16 protein-coding genes and 2 tRNA genes are annotated in these 18,567 nt (G+C 59.0%); 12 read left to right on the forward strand and 6 right to left on the reverse strand.

From position 1 onward, the window contains the following. Window positions 1-208 precede the first annotated feature (208 nt). The 5 genes from dusB (at window position 209) to ABDK06_RS13785 (ending at window position 5,383) form a co-directional block, all read left to right on the forward strand. Complete coding sequence (gene dusB / locus ABDK06_RS13765; RefSeq protein ID WP_394942014.1) at window positions 209-1,390, forward strand: tRNA dihydrouridine synthase DusB; 1,182 nt, start codon at window positions 209-211, stop codon at window positions 1,388-1,390. Continuing rightward, window positions 1,383-2,663 carry a deoxyguanosinetriphosphate triphosphohydrolase gene (locus ABDK06_RS13770; RefSeq protein WP_394942016.1) on the forward strand — a complete coding sequence of 427 codons (1,281 nt, stop codon included), beginning with the start codon at window positions 1,383-1,385 and terminating at the stop codon, window positions 2,661-2,663. Before dusB ends, ABDK06_RS13770 begins: the two co-directional genes overlap by 8 nt. 62 nt (window positions 2,664-2,725) lie before the next feature. Beyond that, window positions 2,726-3,268, forward strand: a complete 543-nt coding sequence (locus ABDK06_RS13775; protein WP_394942018.1) for a hypothetical protein — start codon at window positions 2,726-2,728, stop codon at window positions 3,266-3,268. Window positions 3,269-3,356: 88 nt separating this feature from the next. Then, a complete protein-coding gene (dnaG, locus tag ABDK06_RS13780; RefSeq protein WP_394942021.1) occupies window positions 3,357-5,258 on the forward strand; it encodes a DNA primase in 1,902 nt (633 codons plus the stop codon). A 52-nt stretch (window positions 5,259-5,310) separates the two neighbouring features. After that, window positions 5,311-5,383 (forward strand) — tRNA-Asn (locus ABDK06_RS13785). 173 nt (window positions 5,384-5,556) lie between these two features. Here ABDK06_RS13785 and ABDK06_RS13790 read toward each other — a convergent pair. Further along, window positions 5,557-5,823, reverse strand: coding sequence for a DUF7218 family protein (locus ABDK06_RS13790; protein WP_394942023.1), 267 nt, complete (start codon window positions 5,821-5,823; stop codon window positions 5,557-5,559). 847 nt (window positions 5,824-6,670) lie between these two features. On the opposite strand from ABDK06_RS13790, the gene ABDK06_RS13795 reads away from it, so the two are divergent. Next, entirely contained in the window at window positions 6,671-7,030 is a 360-nt protein-coding gene (locus ABDK06_RS13795; RefSeq protein WP_394942025.1) for a beta/gamma crystallin domain-containing protein, read from the forward strand. A 168-nt stretch (window positions 7,031-7,198) separates the two neighbouring features. Here ABDK06_RS13795 and ABDK06_RS13800 read toward each other — a convergent pair whose 3' ends face one another. Next, a complete protein-coding gene (locus ABDK06_RS13800; protein ID WP_394942027.1) occupies window positions 7,199-7,738 on the reverse strand; it encodes a hypothetical protein in 540 nt (179 codons plus the stop codon). A 113-nt stretch (window positions 7,739-7,851) separates the two neighbouring features. Next, window positions 7,852-10,326, reverse strand: coding sequence for a bifunctional lysylphosphatidylglycerol flippase/synthetase MprF (locus ABDK06_RS13805; protein WP_394942029.1), 2,475 nt, complete (start codon window positions 10,324-10,326; stop codon window positions 7,852-7,854). Window positions 10,327-10,457: 131 nt separating this feature from the next. Here ABDK06_RS13805 and ABDK06_RS13810 point away from each other — a divergent pair, with 131 nt between their 5' ends. The 4 genes from ABDK06_RS13810 to ABDK06_RS13825 all read left to right on the forward strand — a co-directional run bounded on the left by ABDK06_RS13810 (window position 10,458) and on the right by ABDK06_RS13825 (window position 14,129). After that, entirely contained in the window at window positions 10,458-11,231 is a 774-nt protein-coding gene (locus ABDK06_RS13810; protein WP_394942031.1) for a phage holin family protein, read from the forward strand. A gap of 68 nt (window positions 11,232-11,299) precedes the next feature. After that, window positions 11,300-11,935 carry a CDP-alcohol phosphatidyltransferase family protein gene (locus ABDK06_RS13815; RefSeq protein ID WP_394942036.1) on the forward strand — a complete coding sequence of 212 codons (636 nt, stop codon included), beginning with the start codon at window positions 11,300-11,302 and terminating at the stop codon, window positions 11,933-11,935. Next, on the forward strand, window positions 11,935-12,846 hold the full coding sequence (locus ABDK06_RS13820) for a DMT family transporter (RefSeq protein WP_394942038.1): 912 nt from the start codon (window positions 11,935-11,937) through the stop codon (window positions 12,844-12,846). The genes ABDK06_RS13815 and ABDK06_RS13820 overlap by 1 nt, the downstream gene beginning before the upstream one ends. A 98-nt stretch (window positions 12,847-12,944) precedes the next feature. Beyond that, window positions 12,945-14,129, forward strand: coding sequence for a glycosyltransferase (locus ABDK06_RS13825; protein ID WP_394942306.1), 1,185 nt, complete (start codon window positions 12,945-12,947; stop codon window positions 14,127-14,129). A gap of 49 nt (window positions 14,130-14,178) precedes the next feature. Here ABDK06_RS13825 and ABDK06_RS13830 read toward each other — a convergent pair whose 3' ends face one another. After that, a complete protein-coding gene (locus ABDK06_RS13830; RefSeq protein ID WP_394942040.1) occupies window positions 14,179-14,667 on the reverse strand; it encodes a hypothetical protein in 489 nt (162 codons plus the stop codon). A 115-nt stretch (window positions 14,668-14,782) separates the two neighbouring features. On the opposite strand from ABDK06_RS13830, the gene ABDK06_RS13835 reads away from it, so the two are divergent. Further along, window positions 14,783-14,856, forward strand: a tRNA-Ile gene (locus ABDK06_RS13835). 256 nt (window positions 14,857-15,112) lie between these two features. Here ABDK06_RS13835 and ABDK06_RS13840 read toward each other — a convergent pair. Continuing rightward, window positions 15,113-15,982, reverse strand: coding sequence for an esterase/lipase family protein (locus ABDK06_RS13840; protein WP_394942042.1), 870 nt, complete (start codon window positions 15,980-15,982; stop codon window positions 15,113-15,115). A gap of 435 nt (window positions 15,983-16,417) precedes the next feature. On the opposite strand from ABDK06_RS13840, the gene ABDK06_RS13845 reads away from it, so the two are divergent. Then, the gene (locus ABDK06_RS13845; RefSeq protein ID WP_394942044.1) at window positions 16,418-17,608 is read left to right on the forward strand and encodes an acyl-CoA dehydrogenase family protein; all 1,191 of its coding nucleotides are present in this window, start codon (window positions 16,418-16,420) and stop codon (window positions 17,606-17,608) included. Window positions 17,609-17,610: 2 nt separating this feature from the next. Here ABDK06_RS13845 and ABDK06_RS13850 read toward each other — a convergent pair whose 3' ends face one another. Next, window positions 17,611-18,381 carry a M23 family metallopeptidase gene (locus ABDK06_RS13850; RefSeq protein ID WP_394942046.1) on the reverse strand — a complete coding sequence of 257 codons (771 nt, stop codon included), beginning with the start codon at window positions 18,379-18,381 and terminating at the stop codon, window positions 17,611-17,613. Between the last annotated feature and the right edge of the window lie 186 nt (window positions 18,382-18,567).

Genomic DNA, 18,567 nt, shown 5'->3' on the forward strand with positions numbered 1-18,567 from the left:
CTTCGTCGCCACGGTGGGGCCCTCGTGCACCACTCTTGGTGCACTCCCACAGTGTCTGACTTCGTCGCCACGGTGGGGCCCTCGTGCACCACTCTTGGTGCACTCCCTTCATGCACTGAGTGTGCAGATCTACATCTTATGAGGCCTTCATAACGTGCAGACCTGCACACTCGATAGTGGATTTTGCGGGATTTGAGAGAATATCTTTGTGACTGTTCTTGATATCCCCGCTGCAACGGACCGTTTGGAATTGCCCCCTTTGCACTTGGGCAACATCACCGTTGACACCCCGGTGGTGCTTGCGCCGATGGCCGGTATCACCAACACAGCTTTTCGCCGGCTGTGCCGCGAGTACGGCGGCGGCCTTTACGTAGCCGAAATGGTGACTTCACGGGCCCTGGTGGAGCGCACCCCGGAGAGCCTGCGGATCATCTCGCACGACGAGGACGAGAAGGTCCGATCGGTGCAGCTCTACGGCGTGGATCCGGTGACCGTCGGCCAAGCCGTGAAGATGCTGGTCGATGAGAACCGGGCCGACCATATCGACCTGAACTTCGGCTGCCCGGTGGCCAAGGTGACCCGGCGCGGCGGCGGTGCGGCGCTGCCTTGGAAGACCGAACTCTTCAGCGCGATCGTTCGCACCGCGGTCCGCGAAGCTTCTCGTGGCGGTCTGCCGCTCACCGTGAAGATGCGCAAGGGAATCGACGACGATCACCTGACCTACCTGGAAGCCGGTCGGATTGCACGCGACGCCGGAGCTGCGGCGGTGGCGCTGCACGGCCGGACCGCGAGCCAGTTCTATTCGGGCACCGCCGATTGGTCCGCTATTGCCAGACTGCGCGAAGCCCTGCCCGATATTCCGGTGCTCGGCAACGGCGATATCTGGAGCGCCGAAGACGCCATCCGGATGGTCCGTGAAACCGGCGTGGACGGCGTCGTGATCGGTCGGGGTTGCCAGGGCAGGCCATGGCTCTTCGGCGATCTGATGGCGGCCTTCGAAGGCAGCTCGCAACGCTTCCGGCCCGGACTCAAGGCGGTGGCAGATACCGTATACCGGCATGCGGAGCTGCTCGTGGAGACCTTCGGCGAGGAGAACAAGGCGCTGCGCGATATCCGCAAGCACATGGCCTGGTACTTCAAAGGCTATGTGGTGGGCGGTGAGCTGCGCGCCAAACTGGCCTCGGTGCCCACCCTCGAAGTGCTCCGCGGACTGCTCGATCAACTCGATATGGAATCGCCCTACCCCGGAGCCGATGCGGAGGGGCCGCGAGGCCGGGCCGGTACTCCCAAGCGCACCGCGCTGCCCGAGGGCTGGCTGAACAGCAAGGATCTGAACCAGGAGCAGCGAGCCGGTATCGCCGCCGCCGAAATGGACGTTTCGGGTGGCTGAGCAGGCTAGACGGGCTGAGCAGGCCGGAGCAGGATATCTCCCCGCGGATGCAGAACGCTGGGTGGCTGAACCGGCCAAGAAGTCCTACCGGAGCCCCTTCGAACGCGACCGCGCTCGTGTTCTGCACTCTTCCGCACTGCGTCGGCTGGGAGCCAAAACTCAAGTCGTCGCCCCGGATAGCGACGATTTCGTGCGCACCAGGCTGACGCACTCCCTGGAGGTCGCCCAGGTGGGCCGAGAACTCGGCAGGGTGCTGGGTTGCGATCCCGACGTCGTGGATACCGCCTGCCTGGCGCATGATTTAGGGCATCCGCCGTTCGGTCACAACGGTGAAGCCGCGCTCAATGAGCTGGCGCATTCGATCGGCGGTTTCGAAGGCAACGCCCAGACCCTGCGGCTGCTCACCCGGCTGGAACCGAAGGTGCTCGCCGCGGACGGCACTCCTGCGGGACTGAATCTGAGCAGGGCGAGTCTGGACGCGGCCTGCAAATACCCCTGGCTGGCCGCCGATGCGCCCATGGTGCACGGCCATCGAACCAGCAAATTCGGCGTCTATGCCGATGACGAACCGATCTTCAATTGGTTGCGGCAAGGGGCGCCGGAAGGCCATAGCTGCATCGAGGCTCAGGTGATGGATCTGGCGGACGACATCTCCTACTCGGTGCACGACGTCGAGGACGCCATTGTGGCCGGCAGCTTCCAGCTCGCTGATCTGGCGCTGGCCGACAATCGGGACCGGGTGCTCGGTTACACCCAGCAGTGGTACCTGCCGCATACCGAGCCAGCGGAGATCGATGCCGCTTTGGCTCGCTTGGAAGCCACCCCGGTGTGGGTGCGCCACGCCGATGGTTCCCGCGCGGCGATGGGTGCCCTGAAGAACATGACCAGCCAGCTGATCGGCAGGTTCTGTCAGAGCGCCCTGGACACCACCCGGGCGATCTACGGTTCACAGCCGCTCACCAGATTCGCTGCCGATGTCGTGGTGCCGCAGGAGACCGTGGTGGAGATCGCGGTGATGAAGGGGCTGGCCACCACCTTCGTGATGACCACGGACCGCCGTCAGCCCATCTATCAGCGCCAGCAGGAAATCCTGCATGAGCTGGTAACCACTCTGGCCGCCACTGAGGACCAGCATCTGGAAACGATGTTTGCCGCCGATTGGAGAGAAGCTCAGGACGACGCCGCGCGGCTCCGCGTGGTGATCGATCAGGTGGCTTCGCTCACCGATGTGTCGGCCTTGGCCTGGCATCAGAGGCTCACGGCCCAGGGCTAACCGCACGGCTCCTCTAAATCCGCTGTTCCGGTGGATCGCAACGGTCTGTTTAGACTGGTGTGATGATGACAGCAGAGCAGATTTATCAACAGCTGCTAGCCCGCGCCCAGGGCACTCCGTATACCGTGACGCCGATCGAGGGCGGACTGCGGGTCCATCTCAACGTCGCCGATCTGCACTGGCTCACCCTGTTCTACGAGAACAAACTGGACAAGGAATACAGCATCAACTTGCTGCTCGATGAGGCGACTCAGAGCTACACCAAGGAACAGGTGCTCAAAGAGGTGAGCTGGCGTGCCGGAGTCAGCCCCGTTGGTTTTGTGCCACATTTCGAATTAGCCAAGAGCACCAGTAAAGGCACCATGGTGGAGATCAGCTCGGTGCGCGAGGCAGGGCTGCAACAGAACGGCGATTTGATCGGTGGGTACACCCTGGACACCCGGGAGATGTCGAAATTCGTCGATGAGGTAATGGTTCCCTCGGGCTGGGCCAAGAAGATGGATCAGAACACCCGTCTCGGTTTGATCTTCGCCTGCATCGGTGGCGGTGTGGCGGTACTCGCCGTCATCGTGGCGATGATCATCGTTTTCACGGTGGCGCGCTAACCGATTGAACGAGTCTGCCTCCGCTGTCATCGGTAGGCTGCGAGCGAAAGCACCATGCGCCGTCGGCGGGCTGTCATAGACTGATCGGGTGGCCGGACTGATCAAACGCGAAGATATCGAGGAGCTCCGTGCGCGCACCGATATCAAAGAAGTGGTTGAAGGCTATGTGACCTTGAAGAGCGCGGGGATCGGCTCCTGGAAGGGCCTGTGTCCTTTCCACGATGAACGCAGCCCTTCTTTCAACGTCCGCCCCCAGGTAGGGCAGTACCATTGCTTCGGCTGCGGTGAGGGTGGCGATGTCATCTCCTTTATCCAGAAAGTCGATCATCTGAGCTTCTCTGAAGCCGTGGAGAAGCTGGCCGGCCGGATCGGCTTCGAGCTGCACTATGAGGACGGCGGCTCTGGCCCGCGCCGCGAAGAGATCGGGCGCCGTCAGAGATTGCTGGATGCGCATAAGATCGCCGCTGAATTCTTCCGTGAACAGCTGCTCAGCCCCGGTGCTGCCGCCGGCCGACAATTCCTCAGCGGCCGGGGCTTTGACCGGGCGGCAGCTGAACACTTCGGCGTCGGCTTCGCCCCGCAGGGCTGGGATTCGCTGCTGAAGCATTTACGAGGTCGGGGGTTCACCGAAGAGGAACTGCGACTCACCGGCATGTTCTCCACCGGGAGTTCCGGAACCCGAATGTTCGACCGCTTCCGGGGGCGGCTGATCTGGCCTATCCGGGATATTGCGGGGGAGACCATCGGTTTCGGTGCGCGGAAGCTCTTCGACGAGGACCAGGGGCCGAAATACCTGAACACCCCCGAGACCACGCTGTACAAGAAGTCCCAGGTGCTCTATGGCATCGATCTGGCCAAGAAGACGATTGCCAAGGACAAGCAGCTCGTCGTGGTGGAGGGCTACACCGATGTGATGGCCTGCCATCTCTCGGGTGTGGAGACCGCGGTGGCGACCTGTGGCACGGCTTTCGGGGCGGATCACGTCAAGGTGGTGCGGCGACTGCTTTCAGACGACGGCAGCGGCAGCGTGATCTTCACCTTCGACGGCGACGCAGCCGGGCAGAATGCCGCGCTGAAAGCCTTCAGCCTGGATCAGAGCTTCTTATCGCAGACCTATGTTGCGGTGGAGCCCAGCGGGATGGACCCTTGCGATCTGAGGCAATCGGGAGGCTCTGAGGCGGTGCGGAATCTGATCTCCTTCAAGAAGCCGCTTTTTGAATTCGCGGTCCGCACCGAACTGGATAAATTCGATCTGAGCAGCGTGGAGGGCAGGGTGCGCGGACTCCGTGCGGCGGCTCCCATTCTGGCTGATATTCGCGACAACTCAACCAAGGTGGGCTACAGCCAGTTGGTGGCCGGTTGGCTGGGGATCGCCGACCCCAACGAGGTACTGCGGGCGGTCAATGCCGCGGCCAAGAACCGCGATCGGCAGGCGCAGCAACAGACCACTTCGAATTCCGGCGGCGCCATCCAGCAGACCACAGAGGCTCCGCCGACGGCGGGACCGAGCTACAGCAGGCCGGACCCCCGTGATCCCGCGGCTCGGATGGAGCGCCAGGCGCTTGAAGTGGTGCTTCAGGAGCCGGCGTCGCTGAGCGCTGCGGACTGGCAGGATTTCGCGGCGGTGAGTTTCGTGGTGCCCGCCTATCGGGCGGTGCACGACGCGATTCGCGCCGCCGGCGTGCCGGAGCAACCGACTTCTGCTGCTTTGTGGCTGCAAAGAGTCACCGAAGAGACTCCTGAACCGCTGTTGCCGTTGATTTCCGAGCTCACCGTGATCGCGCTTCCGGCGAGTTCGCCGGAGAGCCTGAAGAGCTACTGCCAGTCCATGATGCGGAGCCTCTTTGAGATGGAACTGACCAGGCAGAAGGCAGAGAAGCTGGGAGCTCTGCAGCGAATGGACCCGGCGTCGGACCCTGAGAACTACCAGCTGTTGCAGCGCGAGCTGATGGATTTGGAGGTCCGCAGGCGCGCACTACGGGCGGATTGAGGGCTCGATTTCACAGCATCGAAATCCTTTGTTAGAGTTATATCTGCTTCATTCCTCCTTAGCTCAATTGGCAGAGCATTCGACTGTTAATCGAAGGGTTGCTGGTTCAAGTCCAGCAGGAGGAGCAAAGAGAAGGCCCGGGATCGGAAACGATCCCGGGCCTTCGTCATATGGTGTGGGATAGCCGAGCCCAATGAAAGCCGATTTCATGGGGGAGGGATGGGCTTGGCCCATCGAAACCCCGTTTTCACCGGGGAGGGACGCGCCCTCCCGCCTCGAGCCACTGAATTGAACCAGCTCAGGAGTTTCGCAAGGCGTGGATCAACTCTGATTTGCGTTGTGAGGAATAGCCCTTCAAACCGATCTCCTTGGCTCGCTGCCGCAATCTGGGAACCGTCCAGTCCTCATAGTCGCCAGACTTACCGCCTTTGCGGCCAATAGCGCTCCGGCCTTCTTGAGCGGCCGCATTGGAAATGCGGGCCGCCTTCCGTTTCGACGCTCCGTCTTCCCGGAGTTCTTCGTAGAGCTCGGGATCTTTCAGGGTGGGATTTTTCTTCTGAGGCATCTGAAATCCTTCCGGTTGTGCTGTGTTCTTCGAGCCTCTTTTTCAGGCTACGACCGGCAGCAGCAACTCACAACCCCTCGAATCGTCGAAAGATCTGGCGGGAAGATCTCGTTGCCCAGCGGCAGGTCATGGCTATGAGATCCAATGCTCATAACCTCTACAAACATGAGATCGGCTTTATGCGGACACGAAAATATGAGAGTTCAACCTCGTTGAGTGAGAGAAATCAGAAAAAGTGGCGACATGAGATGTCTTTCTAGGCTCCGCTGGACCCTTATTACTAGTGATTACTTTCCCTGCCAGACACTATTTTTTAGGTTGCTTCACCAAAGCAACCTAAATTTCTTTTATTGAAGGAGAATTTTGTGGATTTTTTCAGGGTTTTTTCAGGTTGCTAAGTGTGGTGAATAAATTTTTACGTCTTCGACCAGCTCCTGCGGAGTCCATAGAAGACGTGGGACTTCTCCTGACCTTAAAAAGCCTGTAAATAAAGGGCGCGAAGCAGGGAAGGGAAGGTGGGGGAGGGTGTGGATTTCACCTGACCCGTCCGATCTAAGTCGGTTTAGAAGCCTTGCGTCATCGAAAAATAGTGAAAATAACCTTGAAGCAACCATAAAATATCCTGAAAGAATCATCAAAAATGGAAGTCTCAAATTATTTAAATAAATAAAACGTAAACTTTTTGAATTTTGGTTGACTCTTCAATCAATCCGTTCATATGCTCTACGTGGTGGATCGATCAGGCACATGTGGCAGGAAAAATTCCCAAGGTTATTTAGATGAGTCATTAAACTCACCGTTATTCGCTGAGTTCTAAATTTTTAAAATTCTTCGGAGGAAATTTATCATGGCGTTTGATTTCAAGAAAGTTGCACGTAAGACGCTGGTCGCGTCTGTTGTTGCTGGTTCCGTGCTGGTAGCTGTTCCGGCCGTAGCAGCTCCCACCGCCTCAGCTAACGAAGTTGGCTGCACTGATCCTTACTTCGTCGAGCTGTACTGGCACACCTCTTCTGGCATCCATGGCAACTCCTGCTACGCCAACAAGAGCTATAACCCGACCAACGATGTGTGGGCTGATCGTATTGACACCGGCAACAACGATGTCAACTACTACGACGTCAACGGCGCCGTAGTCTACATTCCGCGCCTCACCACTCGCACCTGGCCCAGCGGGCAGCCGCATATCCGTGGCATCGAGATCCTCTAATTCAGCCTTCCTGAAGGGCAATTCGATCTGAGTCCACGGGCATCCGCTAAATACTGTTGTTGATTGCGGTATTCAGTATGAGGGCCCGCTGACCGCAGATCATTCGAGGTGGTCCTGAGGAGCTTCTGCTCCTCAGGACCACCTTTTTAATGGTCACGAGGGGAAATCTCAATGCCCTGCGGTGAGCAATGAGCCTGCTTTAGCCCTCGAATGCCGGGCCGGTGCAGACGCTGGCCGCTCGGTCGCGGCCCGATCGTTCCACGCGCGCTGATTCACTTGCGAGACGACGCGGACGGTCTGAGGATAAGCCGTCTGGGGATGAACTGCCTGAGGACGAATCGGCTGATTCGGGCCTGGCTGGACGGCGGTTATCTGCGCAACAGTTGTCCGGGCTATGGTTGCTCGCGCCGATTCAAGCTGCTCATCCGTCATCTGTTCAACGGCCCGGCGATTCAGCCGACGGGTTCCCAGAGCCCAGGCCGCCGTCCCTAGCAAGGGGAGCATAATGACAAGTACAGACCAGAGCAGCGCGGGCAGTCCGGCGATCTTCTTGCTCTGATACTGCGAGAGCACGCCTGCCATACCGATCAGAGTGACGATGAGGGCCGCCAGAGCGAGGCCGATCAGGGCGACTAAGCCGACCCCTGCGATGCCCCCGAGGTTAGCGAGCTTTGCGAGTGAATCGGCGGTATTAGCTGCCTGTAACATGATCGGCCTTTCGAAGAGTGAATGTCTTAGTTCCACTCTCTCGTTTCTGCCGCTCAGCCGCCTCAGCGTGGAGAATGAATCTTGGGTTGAGGCACTCAGACTCAGGTATGAGATCAGTTGGCGAGCAATTGCCGCAGCATTTGAGTCCGCTGCCTGGCTGACTGTCCTGGCAAATAAGCTTCAGTGACCGCCAAGGCTATCGATGGCAAGGCCAGTGGGTCTTGATAATACATATACATGGTGCGGTGAACCGGCTGGAACCTCGCCTTGAACGCCGCCAGAGATCGGAAACCGTAGAAGGGTTCAAGCGCGGCGGCGAGAAAGGCCAATAGCCTCGACATGGCGTCCTCCGTACGTTCCTTGTCTTCAGCGAAAGCACCGGCGAGCGGAGTGCCGGAGAGCGAGATTTCATCCACCTGCTTCTGGAAGTGCTTCACCGCGGAAGCGATCATGTACTCCATGACGCCATTGAAGGAGTCTGGATGGCGGCGCATGAAATCGAGGGTCCAGGAGACGATCTGCTGGTCTCGGTAGACCGGAAGCCAGCTGGTCACCGCCAAAACCGCGCCGACGTCGTCCACCGCCACACAGCAAAGCACCGAATCGTCTTTGATCTCGTCCAATCCGCCCAGCGTGAACCCGAGTTGCGGCAGCGCTTTTTCAGCCACCCATTCCTCGCTCAGCTGGGCTATCTGACGGCGGATCGCGGGAGTGAATGAACCATAACTGCCCCAGATATCCCGTACCTCGAGTTTTCGTGCCTTATTCAGAGCGGTACGGACGTTTTGCCACTCCTTGCCGCGAAAGTTCTGCGAGGCGATCTCCAGGAGTGTTTCCTCGGCGACTTCGAGCGGCCGGAATCCCAGTTCTGCAATACCCGGGCCTAATTCGGCCGGAGCCGAATAGAAACAGGGGATCAGGCCTAATTCGACGCTCTGCGCGGCGAATCCCTTGGCCGCTGCGGCGTACCAGCCCGGCTCACCAAAAGGCCCTGCCACCGTCAGGGCGACTCCGTGGTGCACCTGGTAGGCAATGCCGGCTTGCTGATCGGGGGTGAACCAATAGTGATTGCCCTGCCATAGCGCCATATGAGACAGCGAACCGCCACCCCTCCGGATCAACTGAGACGCTTTTTTGAGATCTTCGTTTCGGTCGGCGCTCTGACCGCTGAAACGCCAATAATCGCGTACCAGTAAATAGAGCAAAACGAGCCAGATGGCGGAAGCCCCGAAAGTGTAGAGCAGAGTGCAGATCAGCCCCTGCGGGAGGTTGTTATCGAAAGGCCCCGGAAAGGGGATCAGCAGATGCGGCAACTGGGCCAGCAGACTGCTGGGCACATCGGTGTCCAGATTGTCCTCCGCGAACCACGCAACGACGTAGACCACCACGAGAGTAGTGGAAAGCGCTAGTGCGATTTTCGCCAATTGGCGTACGCTTTGCGCGCTGGAGGGAGCTTGGAAGGCATGCCGGTTCAGCAGCAGGGCCAAGATGAGCAGCAGTGGTGTCAACACCATCGGGGCCAGATACACCGCGAGGAAACTGTAGAGATCCGTGTTGTAGTCGCTGACTGGATCAACCAGATAGAGCATCGTTGTCAGCAAGGACAGTGCGGCCAGATATCCCTGGATCCCGATGGTGATCCAGAAGGGTAGCCGGCGCCCCCGCCGCAGGCCCTCAGCGCAGATCAGGGAGAGCAGGACCGGGATGACGGTCAGCAGCGCAGCGCCTGGGCTGCTCGCTCCGACGATGGATTGCAAGGTCTCGCAGGTCGCCTGTCCGTTGCAGGCTGAACTGACTTCGTCGCCGTCAAACCTGGGCTGTAAGGTCAGCTCATTCATCAGGGAAAGCGGGCCGGCTGAGAAGTTAGCGGTGAACTGAGCGATCAATGGGCCGACGGCGAAGACGGCGACCGCCGTCGCCAGCAGCACTCGGGTTTCACTCGGGCTCGAATGACGTGGGTGCAGATCCGCACGTTTTCGGAACAGCACCGGACCGAGGGCTATTCCGATCAGGGTGCCGAAGAAGGCCAGAATGCTTTGCCCGACGCCAAGATAGAGCATGAACATAATGCTGACGGCGAGCAGGAAGAGCCGGATCCTTCGCCGTGAGAGCGCGTCCAGCGTGGCCGTCGTCATACCCACCGCAGCGCAGAGTCCCGCATAGCAGCCGACCTGATAGCTGCCCCCGAAATAACCGAGCCATTCGGTCTCGTTTGAGACGCCCCAAGCCAAGGCCAGGTTGAGCAGTAGGGAACTGAGTGCAGCGCCGAGCAGGAAAGCGACAATGCTGCGCCAGATGCCGGCGAAGCGGCAAGCGAAGGCGAAACCGGCAAACAGCAGAACACTGCTTAATATGTAGTCAGCTAAACCGGTGGCGAAAAAGCTTGAGGTGATCAAGGTCCAGGGTTGACCGCCCTCCGTGCTGAAATCCAGAGCATAACGTTGAAGAACCGGGATCGAGGGTCCGTCAAGGAGCGAATTGGTCAGAATTCCGGCCATCCAGAAGATGGCCAGATAGACCGCGGGGAAGCCCAAGCTTCGAAGGCTCAACCAGCGAGGCCGCAGTGCTGCACTGGCCGAAATAGTCACCTCTCCATGGTATTGCTTTTGCTGCGGATTGCCCGGTGGCAGAGCCCGCGGATCAAGCTCCCGTTGCCAAATGGTAATTTTGAGGGGTAGACCCGTTCTACAGGAATATCACAGCCATGGAGGCAAGACCGATGAGCAGTCCGCAATCCCAAACTTCCAGCCAACCCAGCGAGGATTCTCTGCTGGGCAATGCTCGGGCGTTTTTGAGCTTAGTGCCGCGGCAGATCAACGACGAGATCTCTCTCGCCAAGCAGGAATTGAAGACCAAAGGTGTCAAAGTCGGCGTTGCCGCCGCGATGTTCGTCACAGCGCTGTTGATCCTCAGCCTGTTGGTGACCGCCTTGGTAGTCGCCGCGATCATGGGACTGGCGACAGTGATGCCGGCCTGGCTGGCGGCCTTGATCGTCGCCGCTTTCTTCTTGGTGCTGATCGGTATTGCCGTGTTCCTTGGATTGCGAATCTTCAAGAAGGCGCTTCCGCTGGTTCCCGAGGATGCCATCCGAGGATTGAAACACGATCTGGGAATCCTGCGTGAGGGCAATGGCTTCGACCCGCAGACTCTGGTCAAGCCGGAGTTGAGCAAGGAAGAGAAGGAAGCTCTCAAAGCGGAGAAACTCGCCAAGGCCGAGGAAGCCAAGGCTGAGCGTGAAGCCAAGCAAGCCGAAGCCGATCCGGTGCCGAGCGAAGCCGAGTTGCGAGAGCGCCTCACCCTGCGCCGCCAGCATCTGCTGGGTTTGCGGGAGAGCTTATTGGAGCGGATGGACGTTAAGAAGCAGACCCAGCGCCTGCTGGATGATCCAAATTCTGCGATCGGTCAGGCACGAAGAAATTGGCTTCCCTGGAGTGTCGCCGCCGTGTCCGCCACAACTTTCTTCGTTCTGCTGAGAAGGTTGTTCAGGAAGTAATCGCTGTTCGCGGGGCTCAGGCACAGCTAATACATGAAAACACTAGGACAGGAATTGGAGGGGCGTGCATGAGGCTGATCGGCGCTGGATCTCGCCCCGGAGAGCCGATCGTTGATCATGATCGTATCTTCACCGTTCCCAATCTGCTCACTGTGGTCAGGTTTTTGGGCGTTCCGCTCTTCATGTGGCTGGTGCTCGGCAAACAGGAATACGGTTGGGGTGTGCTGGTGCTCGCCATCATGGGAAGCACCGACTGGGTGGACGGATACATCGCCCGGCGATTCAACCAGACTTCCCGGCTGGGGCGCATCCTCGACCCGGTAGCGGACCGAATCGCACTCATCACGGTGGCTATCACCCTGGTGCTAGCGGGGGTCGCCCCGTGGTGGCTGCTCGCGACCATTATCATCCCTGATGCGGTGCTCTTCACGGTCTCGCTGATCTTCTTCCGCTGGCATCCGGACCTACCGGTCAGTGTGATCGGTAAATTGCGCACAGCGGCGCTTTTGATCGGAACCCCGATGCTGCTGATGGCCCGAGCCCTCGGCGGCGAACCGAACGCGCTGACCGTCATCGCCTGGATCGCATTGAGTCTGGGAATCATCGGGCACCTGATCGCTGCCTACAACTACTTCTGGGCCATCGTTCGTAAGCACCACGAGTTGCACGATCCGATCCAGTCGGACTCCTCGGACGGCTACTGATGGTCTGGTTGGCCGTGGCCTGCGCTATAGCTGGCGCCTTCTTCTTGGCTTTTGGAGCTCAGCGGCAAGGCAGCGCCGTGCAGGCTAATACAGGTGGTCTGGCTTTGGGCGGCAATGGCTTCCTCCGGCTGTTGGGGAACCCTCGCTGGGTCTTCGGCCTCTTGCTGCTAGGCGGGGGAATGCTGCTCAACGTGGTGGCGCTCAGCTTGGGCTCGCTGACCGTGATTCAGCCGATCGGCGCGATCGCTCTGGTGATCACCACGATCGTCAACTCCAAAGACCAAGGTCTCAGGATCAATCGTGCCACCATAGTGGCGATCACCATCTGTGTCACTGGAAGCGCTGTCTTTGTCCTCTTGGCGGTGAACGTGGTGCGGGAGAACACCCACGTCACCCTGGAGGAAGAGCTCACGATCGTGATGCTCCTGGTGATCGTGGTGGGCGTGCTAGGCGGTTCCGCGCTGCTCGGACGACGTCGGCTCAAGGCCTTTTTTTATATCATCGGGGCCGGGGTGCTCTTCGGATTCGTGGCGGTGCTGACCCGGATCATCTCCAAGCAGCTCTTCGATCCGAATGGATTGTTCCTGCTCAATGTGCAGTGGTACTCCATCATCGCCATCGCGGTGGCTGGTGGCCTCGGCTCGTGGTTTGTGCAGAGCGCGTATTCCTCCGGGCCACCCGACTTGGTGATCGCCGGGCTGACCGTGATCGATCCGATTATCGGCATCGCCATCGGCATCACGATCTTGAAGGAATTGCAGCCGAATGTACCCGCCGTGATCGCGATTGCCATGGTGGTGGCTGCTTTGCTTGCTATCGTTGGAGTCATTGTGCTTTCGCGGCATCACCCCGATGTGGTGAAACGAAAGCGAGATGCCAGGGATGCGGCCAAGCGGGCGCAGCGCAAATAAGCTGCCTCATCAGGAACGCCGCAAGGCAGTGATTTCAGGAGCGATACGTGAGTTCGACAGCCAAGCAGACTTCAGAGCACAATAAACAGCCCGGTGACCTGCCGGAGAACAAATTGGTGGTGCTGATCGCCGCCGATACCTATCCGCCGGATGTCAACGGAGCCGCACAATTCTGCTACCGGCTGGCTAAAGGGATGGGCGCGCGCGGTCATGAAATGCATGTGCTGGCCGCTCGCAATAACAGCGGTCCGAGCTTCACCGAGATCCGCCCCGAGGCACAGGTGCACCGGCTGCGCTCGCACTCGATCTTCACTCACCCCACCTACCGGCTCTGCTACCCCTGGGAGATCAAACGCGAAATCGCGCTGCTCTTCGATCGGGTGAAGCCCGACGTCGTGCACATCCAGTGCCATTACATGATCGGCAAGGCGACCATTGAGGAGGCGGTGCGTCGGGGGATCCGGGTGATTGCCACCAATCACTTCATGCCGGAGAACCTCAACCCCTTCCTGCCTTTCCCCGAGTGGTTCCTGAAGATCGTGGCGAAGAACTCCTGGCGAGACATGGGCAAGATCATGGGCAAAGCCGCCGTGGTGACCACTCCGACGCCTCTCGCTGCGAAGGCCATGCACGATCATGCTTTTCTGCGCAAAGTCCTGCCGGTCTCCAACGGTATTGACGCTGCAGCTTACGAGCCGAAGGCGGGGGAGGAGATCGTTTCCCTGGGCGGACCCTCGGTGCTCTTTGCCGGACGACTCGCTGAGGAGAAGCACGTCGATGTGCTGATCGACGCGATGGCAAAACTGCCGGCCGAACTGAACGCTCATCTGGAGATCGTGGGTGGCGGAGAGGTGCGCCCCGCTCTGGAAGCCCAGGTCGCCCGATTGGGAATTGGTGACCAGGTGCACTTCCTGGGGCTCGCTCCGGACGAGGAACTCCGACAGGCTTATCTACGAGCCTCTGTTTTCGTCCAGCCGGGCACAGCTGAGCTGCAATCATTGGTCTCCCTGGAAGCGGCCAGCGCCTCCACCCCCTTGGTCTTGGCCAATGCGATGGCTCTGCCTCACCTGATCGACGGCGAGAAAAACGGCTTCCTCTTTGAGCCGGGGAACAGCGCTGATCTTGCCGAGAAAATCAACCGGGTCCTCTCCCTTCCGGCGGAAGAGTTGAAAGTCATGGGAGCGGCCAGCAGGGCACTTGCCGAGCGGCACAGCATGGCTTCAACTCTGCAGACCTTTGAAGACCTCTACTACGGGGCGAGCTATGAGGACAAGATCGTCTGAGCTGAGCTGAGCTGAGCTGAGCTGAGCGCCTCAGCATCAGGCTTCAGAGTCAGCCGATTGTTCGCCAGCTCTTGTCGACAATGGCGGTGACCAGGTAGGCGATGGCGGAGCCGATCATAGCCAACAGGGCAAAGAGGGAGATCACAGCCGATACGCCGTTCAAGTGCTCGCCCGCCAGTGCGGTGAGCGCCGAGCGGCTGCTGTTGGGTGTGTCTCCGAAGTCCACCAGGGTGAAGCCGTAGATCAGGCTGCTCAAGGTCAGGCTGATCAGACTGTTTCTGTTGCCTTTCGGCAGTTCTCGCCGACCGGCTCGAAAAGTGCGTATCGTCACGGTCATCACGGCGGCCCCTTGGACGAGCAGCAGTGCCGGAGCAATCAGTATCAGGGTGATCAGCATGTACCAACCGTAGGAACCGAACAGGCCTCGGCCAATGGCAACCCAGAGCGGCAAAAACAGGGCCAGCGGAAATGAAGCTACGAACCAGAATGCTTCGAAAAGCGTTGGCCTGCTGCTGTGAAGCGCAAGAGGAGTTCCCATAAATCTATTTTATGGAATAACTATCTTCCTGGCTAGCACATGAAAAAATTCCACTAAGCTGGATAAGTTGAACTTCTCGGGTGCGCATTGCTGGCGTGCCCGCTAGGTTCTGCTGGGGGCTGTAGCTCAGCTGGTTAGAGCAGAGGACTCATAATCCTTTGGTCCAGGGTTCAAGTCCCTGCAGCCCTACCGATAGCGCTTTCGATGCAGGAGTTATCTGCGGCTTCCGCGGTTTCCGCTGCCGGTTTCGGGTGATCCGGGACGGGCTGGCACGAGGCCAGATGATCCTTCGCGGTCACACCGAATGGCATGGTGCCACCTACTCGGGTTAGCAGCCACCGATGCGGATGTTCGGCGACTGCTAACCCTGGGTGTGATCAGGTAACCCTGGGTGCGATCAGGCGTTTGGCTGATCCAGCGTTGTTCACGACCTCTTGGGCTGTGTTCAGGCTCCGAGGGCCCAGAACGGAACGCACTTGGGTTTCGCTGCATGGTCGGGATCTAAGTGGTATTTGATCAGACTCGCGACATTGGGGTCCACCGCCTGGCTTATATGGCCGCTGAAATCCGCGGCGCACAGATCTTGCAGGGTGATGTTCTCGACATTCGGGGCTTGCAGGAAGCCGCTTGTGTAAGGAGAAACCACGAGATCGTATTTGCTCGCGATATTGACGTAGTGGGGGCCTGGGACGGCGGCTCCTCCATCGTTGAGCTTCTTCAGGAACTCAGATCCGGGGAGGTACTGCGAGCATGCTGGGCAGCCTACTTGATTGAGCAAGGGTTGAAGGCCTAGCCCTTTGGCCAGCGTTGCGAGGCCCTGCAGGGTGGTGCCGGCGTAGTTTGCTCCAAAACCGACGAACCGATCAACTTTTTTATCGCCGCCTAAGAACTTCATGTAGTAAGCGGGCACCGTGGTGCCTTCTGAATGACCCACGACATTAACCTTGGTGGCGCCGGTGCTCTTCAGCACTTGATCCACAAAGCTCGAAAAAGTGGCCGCGCTCTGATCCATCGGACCGAGACCCGCGACTGCGGTGCCCAGTGCCGTTGCCCCATAGGTAGTGGAGTAAACACAGTAACCCGCCGCAACCAAGGTCGGTGCAAGAGTGAGGAAATTATCCACTCCGTTAGCACCCATTCCGTGAGCCAGCACGACCGGTTCCGGATGCTTAGCTGAGGGCTTGCACGCCCAGTCGTTCCAGCCGGAACTGGGAGCGGCTGGCAGTGAGGCTGCCGCAGCCATCGACATGTTCGAGATGGTTAGCCCTAGTAGAACTGATAGCAGGACGCCGGTAGCGCGATAAAAACGATTCATTTGAGCTCTCCCCGTTGAGAACGAAAAATCTAGTTCGCTTAGAACACACCATTTTGCTCATTAAGACAAGTAGAATTTTCCGTTGCTCATGCAGCGACGTGAGATCTCGCCGATTGACTCGTGTTGGGCTCTTGCCGTGAGGTATGCCATGGGAGGAAGGGCCGGGGTCGATTGGTTTGGCTCAAGTGCTGTTGAATGCTGTTGGGCCGGATCGTCGGATAGTCGTAGGATGCAGCCGGGGGAGTGCAACGACGACTTTGGGTTCACTGCGCAGAGAGAACTTCCGAGCAGCGAGAATCTCTGGGCGGGGAGAATCTCTGGGCAGCGAGAATTCGAGGAAGTCCAGAGAGCGACGATGCTGATCGGTGCTTTACGCTTCATTGAATCTGAGATATGTTACCTATGAGTAACCTACTTTCGTGACGAAGGATTGCTATGTCCAAGAATGCCGTTGATATCAACAACCTGCCGTATGCTGACGGTGATTTCTACTCCTTCGAGCAGTTGCTGAATGATGCTGAACGGGAACGGTTGCAGCAGGTCCGGGATTTTCTGGGCAAAGAGGTCAAACCGATCGCCGTTGATTATTGGAACCGCGCTGAGTTCCCGATGGATCTGATTCCTAAGATCGCTGAGCTTGACGTGATGAGCCCGGTGCGCAGGCAGGGGTACAGCAATCTCTTCGCCGGTCTGATGCACGCCGAATTCACTCGCGCGGATACCTCGGTAGCCACTTTTATGGGCGTTCACGATGGTCTTTTCACTGGTTCGATCGAGGCGCTCGCCTCTGAGGAGCAGAAGGCGGAGTGGCTTCCGGATATCTATGCCATGAAGAAGATCGGTGCCTTTGGCCTCACTGAACCGCTCGGTGGCTCCGATGTGGCCGGCGGAACCCGGACTACGGCTCGCCGGGAGGGCGATCGCTGGATCCTCAATGGTGCGAAGCGCTGGATCGGCAATGCCACTTTCTCTGACTGGGTGGTCATTTACGCTCGCGATGAAGCCGATAACCAGGTCAAAGCCTTCCTGGTGGATACCACTACACCGGGTTACTCCGCGACCAAGATCGAGAACAAGATCTCCCTGCGGAGCGTGCAGAACGCTGATATCACTCTGCAGAACGTCGTGGTTCCGGATGATTTCAAGCTCGCCAATGGCAACTCCTTCCGGGACACCAATAAGGTACTCAAGGTGACCCGTCTCGCGGTGGCCTGGCAGGCTGTCGGCCAGCAGCTCGCTACTTTCGATGTGGCCCGACGCTACGCCGTTGAACGGATCCAGTTCGGCCGCCCACTGGCTTCCTTCCAATTGGTTCAGGACCAGTTGGTGCAGATCCTGGGCAATACCGTTGCCTCGATGTCGATGATGGTCAGATTGTCCCAGCTCGAAGATCAAGGCTTGGCCAAGGACGAGCAGTCAGCGCTGGCTAAGGCTTACACCACGGCGCGGATGCGTGAGTCTGTTGCGCTGGGGCGCAGCATCCTGGGTGGCAACGGAATCGTCACTGACTATGAGATGGCGAAGATCTTCTCCGATGCTGAGGCGATCTATTCCTATGAGGGCACCTACGAGATCAACTCGCTGGTCACCGCACGTGCCATCACCGGTATCTCCGCAATCGTTTAGTACTACGGCGGGGCCCCGCGCGGCGATCGAGCCAGACCCTGCTGCTTGAGCCCAATGGGCTCGTGGATGAGCTGCATCCACGAGCCCAGAGCTTCCGCGTCGGGGCGGTGCGAGTTCGGCAGGAGCCCTTCCGCTGATCGATGGACACCGTGCTCCTGGGGCTGGACTTGTGCTTGGTTCGGATAGTCGTTCAAAGCTCTGCCGGAGATCGGCAGCAAGACCGAGGGCCGCCGGTCACTCAGGAAGAGCAGGGGATTGAGGTACACCGCGTTCCTTCGAACACCCCAATGCAGGCAGCTTGCTGGACCGCAGTGGTTCGAGGCGGCGAGCCTGGCCACGGCTTGGCCTTGTTTCACCGCGGTGCCGGTGGACAATGCACTTTCAATCGCTTCGAAGCTGCTCTTGAGCCCCAAGCCGTGATCTATCGTCAGCACCTTTCGGTCCACCACCCAGCCAACGAAGCTGATCACGCCCTGACTCGGCGCGTATAGCTGTGCCCGAGGAGGAGCAGCCAGATCGACTCCGCGATGCCCGGCCAGCCAGGGCGCGGCAGGTTGATCGAAGCCACGGAGCACCGCTGGAGGAGGTCGCAAGGGCCAGCTCCAGGAGTGATTAGTGACCGTGGTTTGAGCTGATGTGGCAGCAGCCTGCGGCTCGATGAGCGCCGGATGAAGAACAGCTGAAAAAGCCAGCGGGACCGCAATGAGGATTCCGCTCAGCAAGCGGAGCAGTGCCGAGCGGAAAAGTTCCTGGAGAGCGGATGCGATGGGCATGAATCCAACTTTGCCCGGCTGGGATGCCATCCGCTGGTGAAGAAGATCGGATGTGAGGAGATGCTCGAAAACTCCTCACTGTGGAGGACTATTGCTTGAGGGCTCCGGCGTCTCCCTGAGTCCTCTGTCTCCACGGATCGCTGGACTCATGAGGTACACTTGTAAACGCAGTGCGCGTATGTGCGC

It is taken from the genome of Psychromicrobium ferritrahens, assembly GCF_043789415.1.
Lineage (GTDB): Bacteria > Actinomycetota > Actinomycetes > Actinomycetales > Micrococcaceae > Renibacterium.

Bases quoted from the DNA above. Each gene is read 5' to 3' on its own strand.
- ABDK06_RS13845 (WP_394942044.1), top strand. From the start codon at position 16,418: ATGTCCAAGAATGCCGTTGATATCAACAACCTGCCGTATGCTGACGGT.
- ABDK06_RS13850 (WP_394942046.1), bottom strand. From the start codon at position 18,381: ATGCCCATCGCATCCGCTCTCCAGGAACTTTTCCGCTCGGCACTGCTC.
- ABDK06_RS13830 (WP_394942040.1), bottom strand. From the start codon at position 14,667: ATGGGAACTCCTCTTGCGCTTCACAGCAGCAGGCCAACGCTTTTCGAA.
- ABDK06_RS13775 (WP_394942018.1), top strand. From the start codon at position 2,726: ATGATGACAGCAGAGCAGATTTATCAACAGCTGCTAGCCCGCGCCCAG.
- ABDK06_RS13820 (WP_394942038.1), top strand. From the start codon at position 11,935: ATGGTCTGGTTGGCCGTGGCCTGCGCTATAGCTGGCGCCTTCTTCTTG.
- ABDK06_RS13800 (WP_394942027.1), bottom strand. From the start codon at position 7,738: ATGTTACAGGCAGCTAATACCGCCGATTCACTCGCAAAGCTCGCTAAC.
- ABDK06_RS13810 (WP_394942031.1), top strand. From the start codon at position 10,458: ATGAGCAGTCCGCAATCCCAAACTTCCAGCCAACCCAGCGAGGATTCT.
- ABDK06_RS13790 (WP_394942023.1), bottom strand. From the start codon at position 5,823: ATGCCTCAGAAGAAAAATCCCACCCTGAAAGATCCCGAGCTCTACGAA.
- ABDK06_RS13815 (WP_394942036.1), top strand. From the start codon at position 11,300: ATGAGGCTGATCGGCGCTGGATCTCGCCCCGGAGAGCCGATCGTTGAT.
- ABDK06_RS13795 (WP_394942025.1), top strand. From the start codon at position 6,671: ATGGCGTTTGATTTCAAGAAAGTTGCACGTAAGACGCTGGTCGCGTCT.
- ABDK06_RS13840 (WP_394942042.1), bottom strand. From the start codon at position 15,982: ATGAATCGTTTTTATCGCGCTACCGGCGTCCTGCTATCAGTTCTACTA.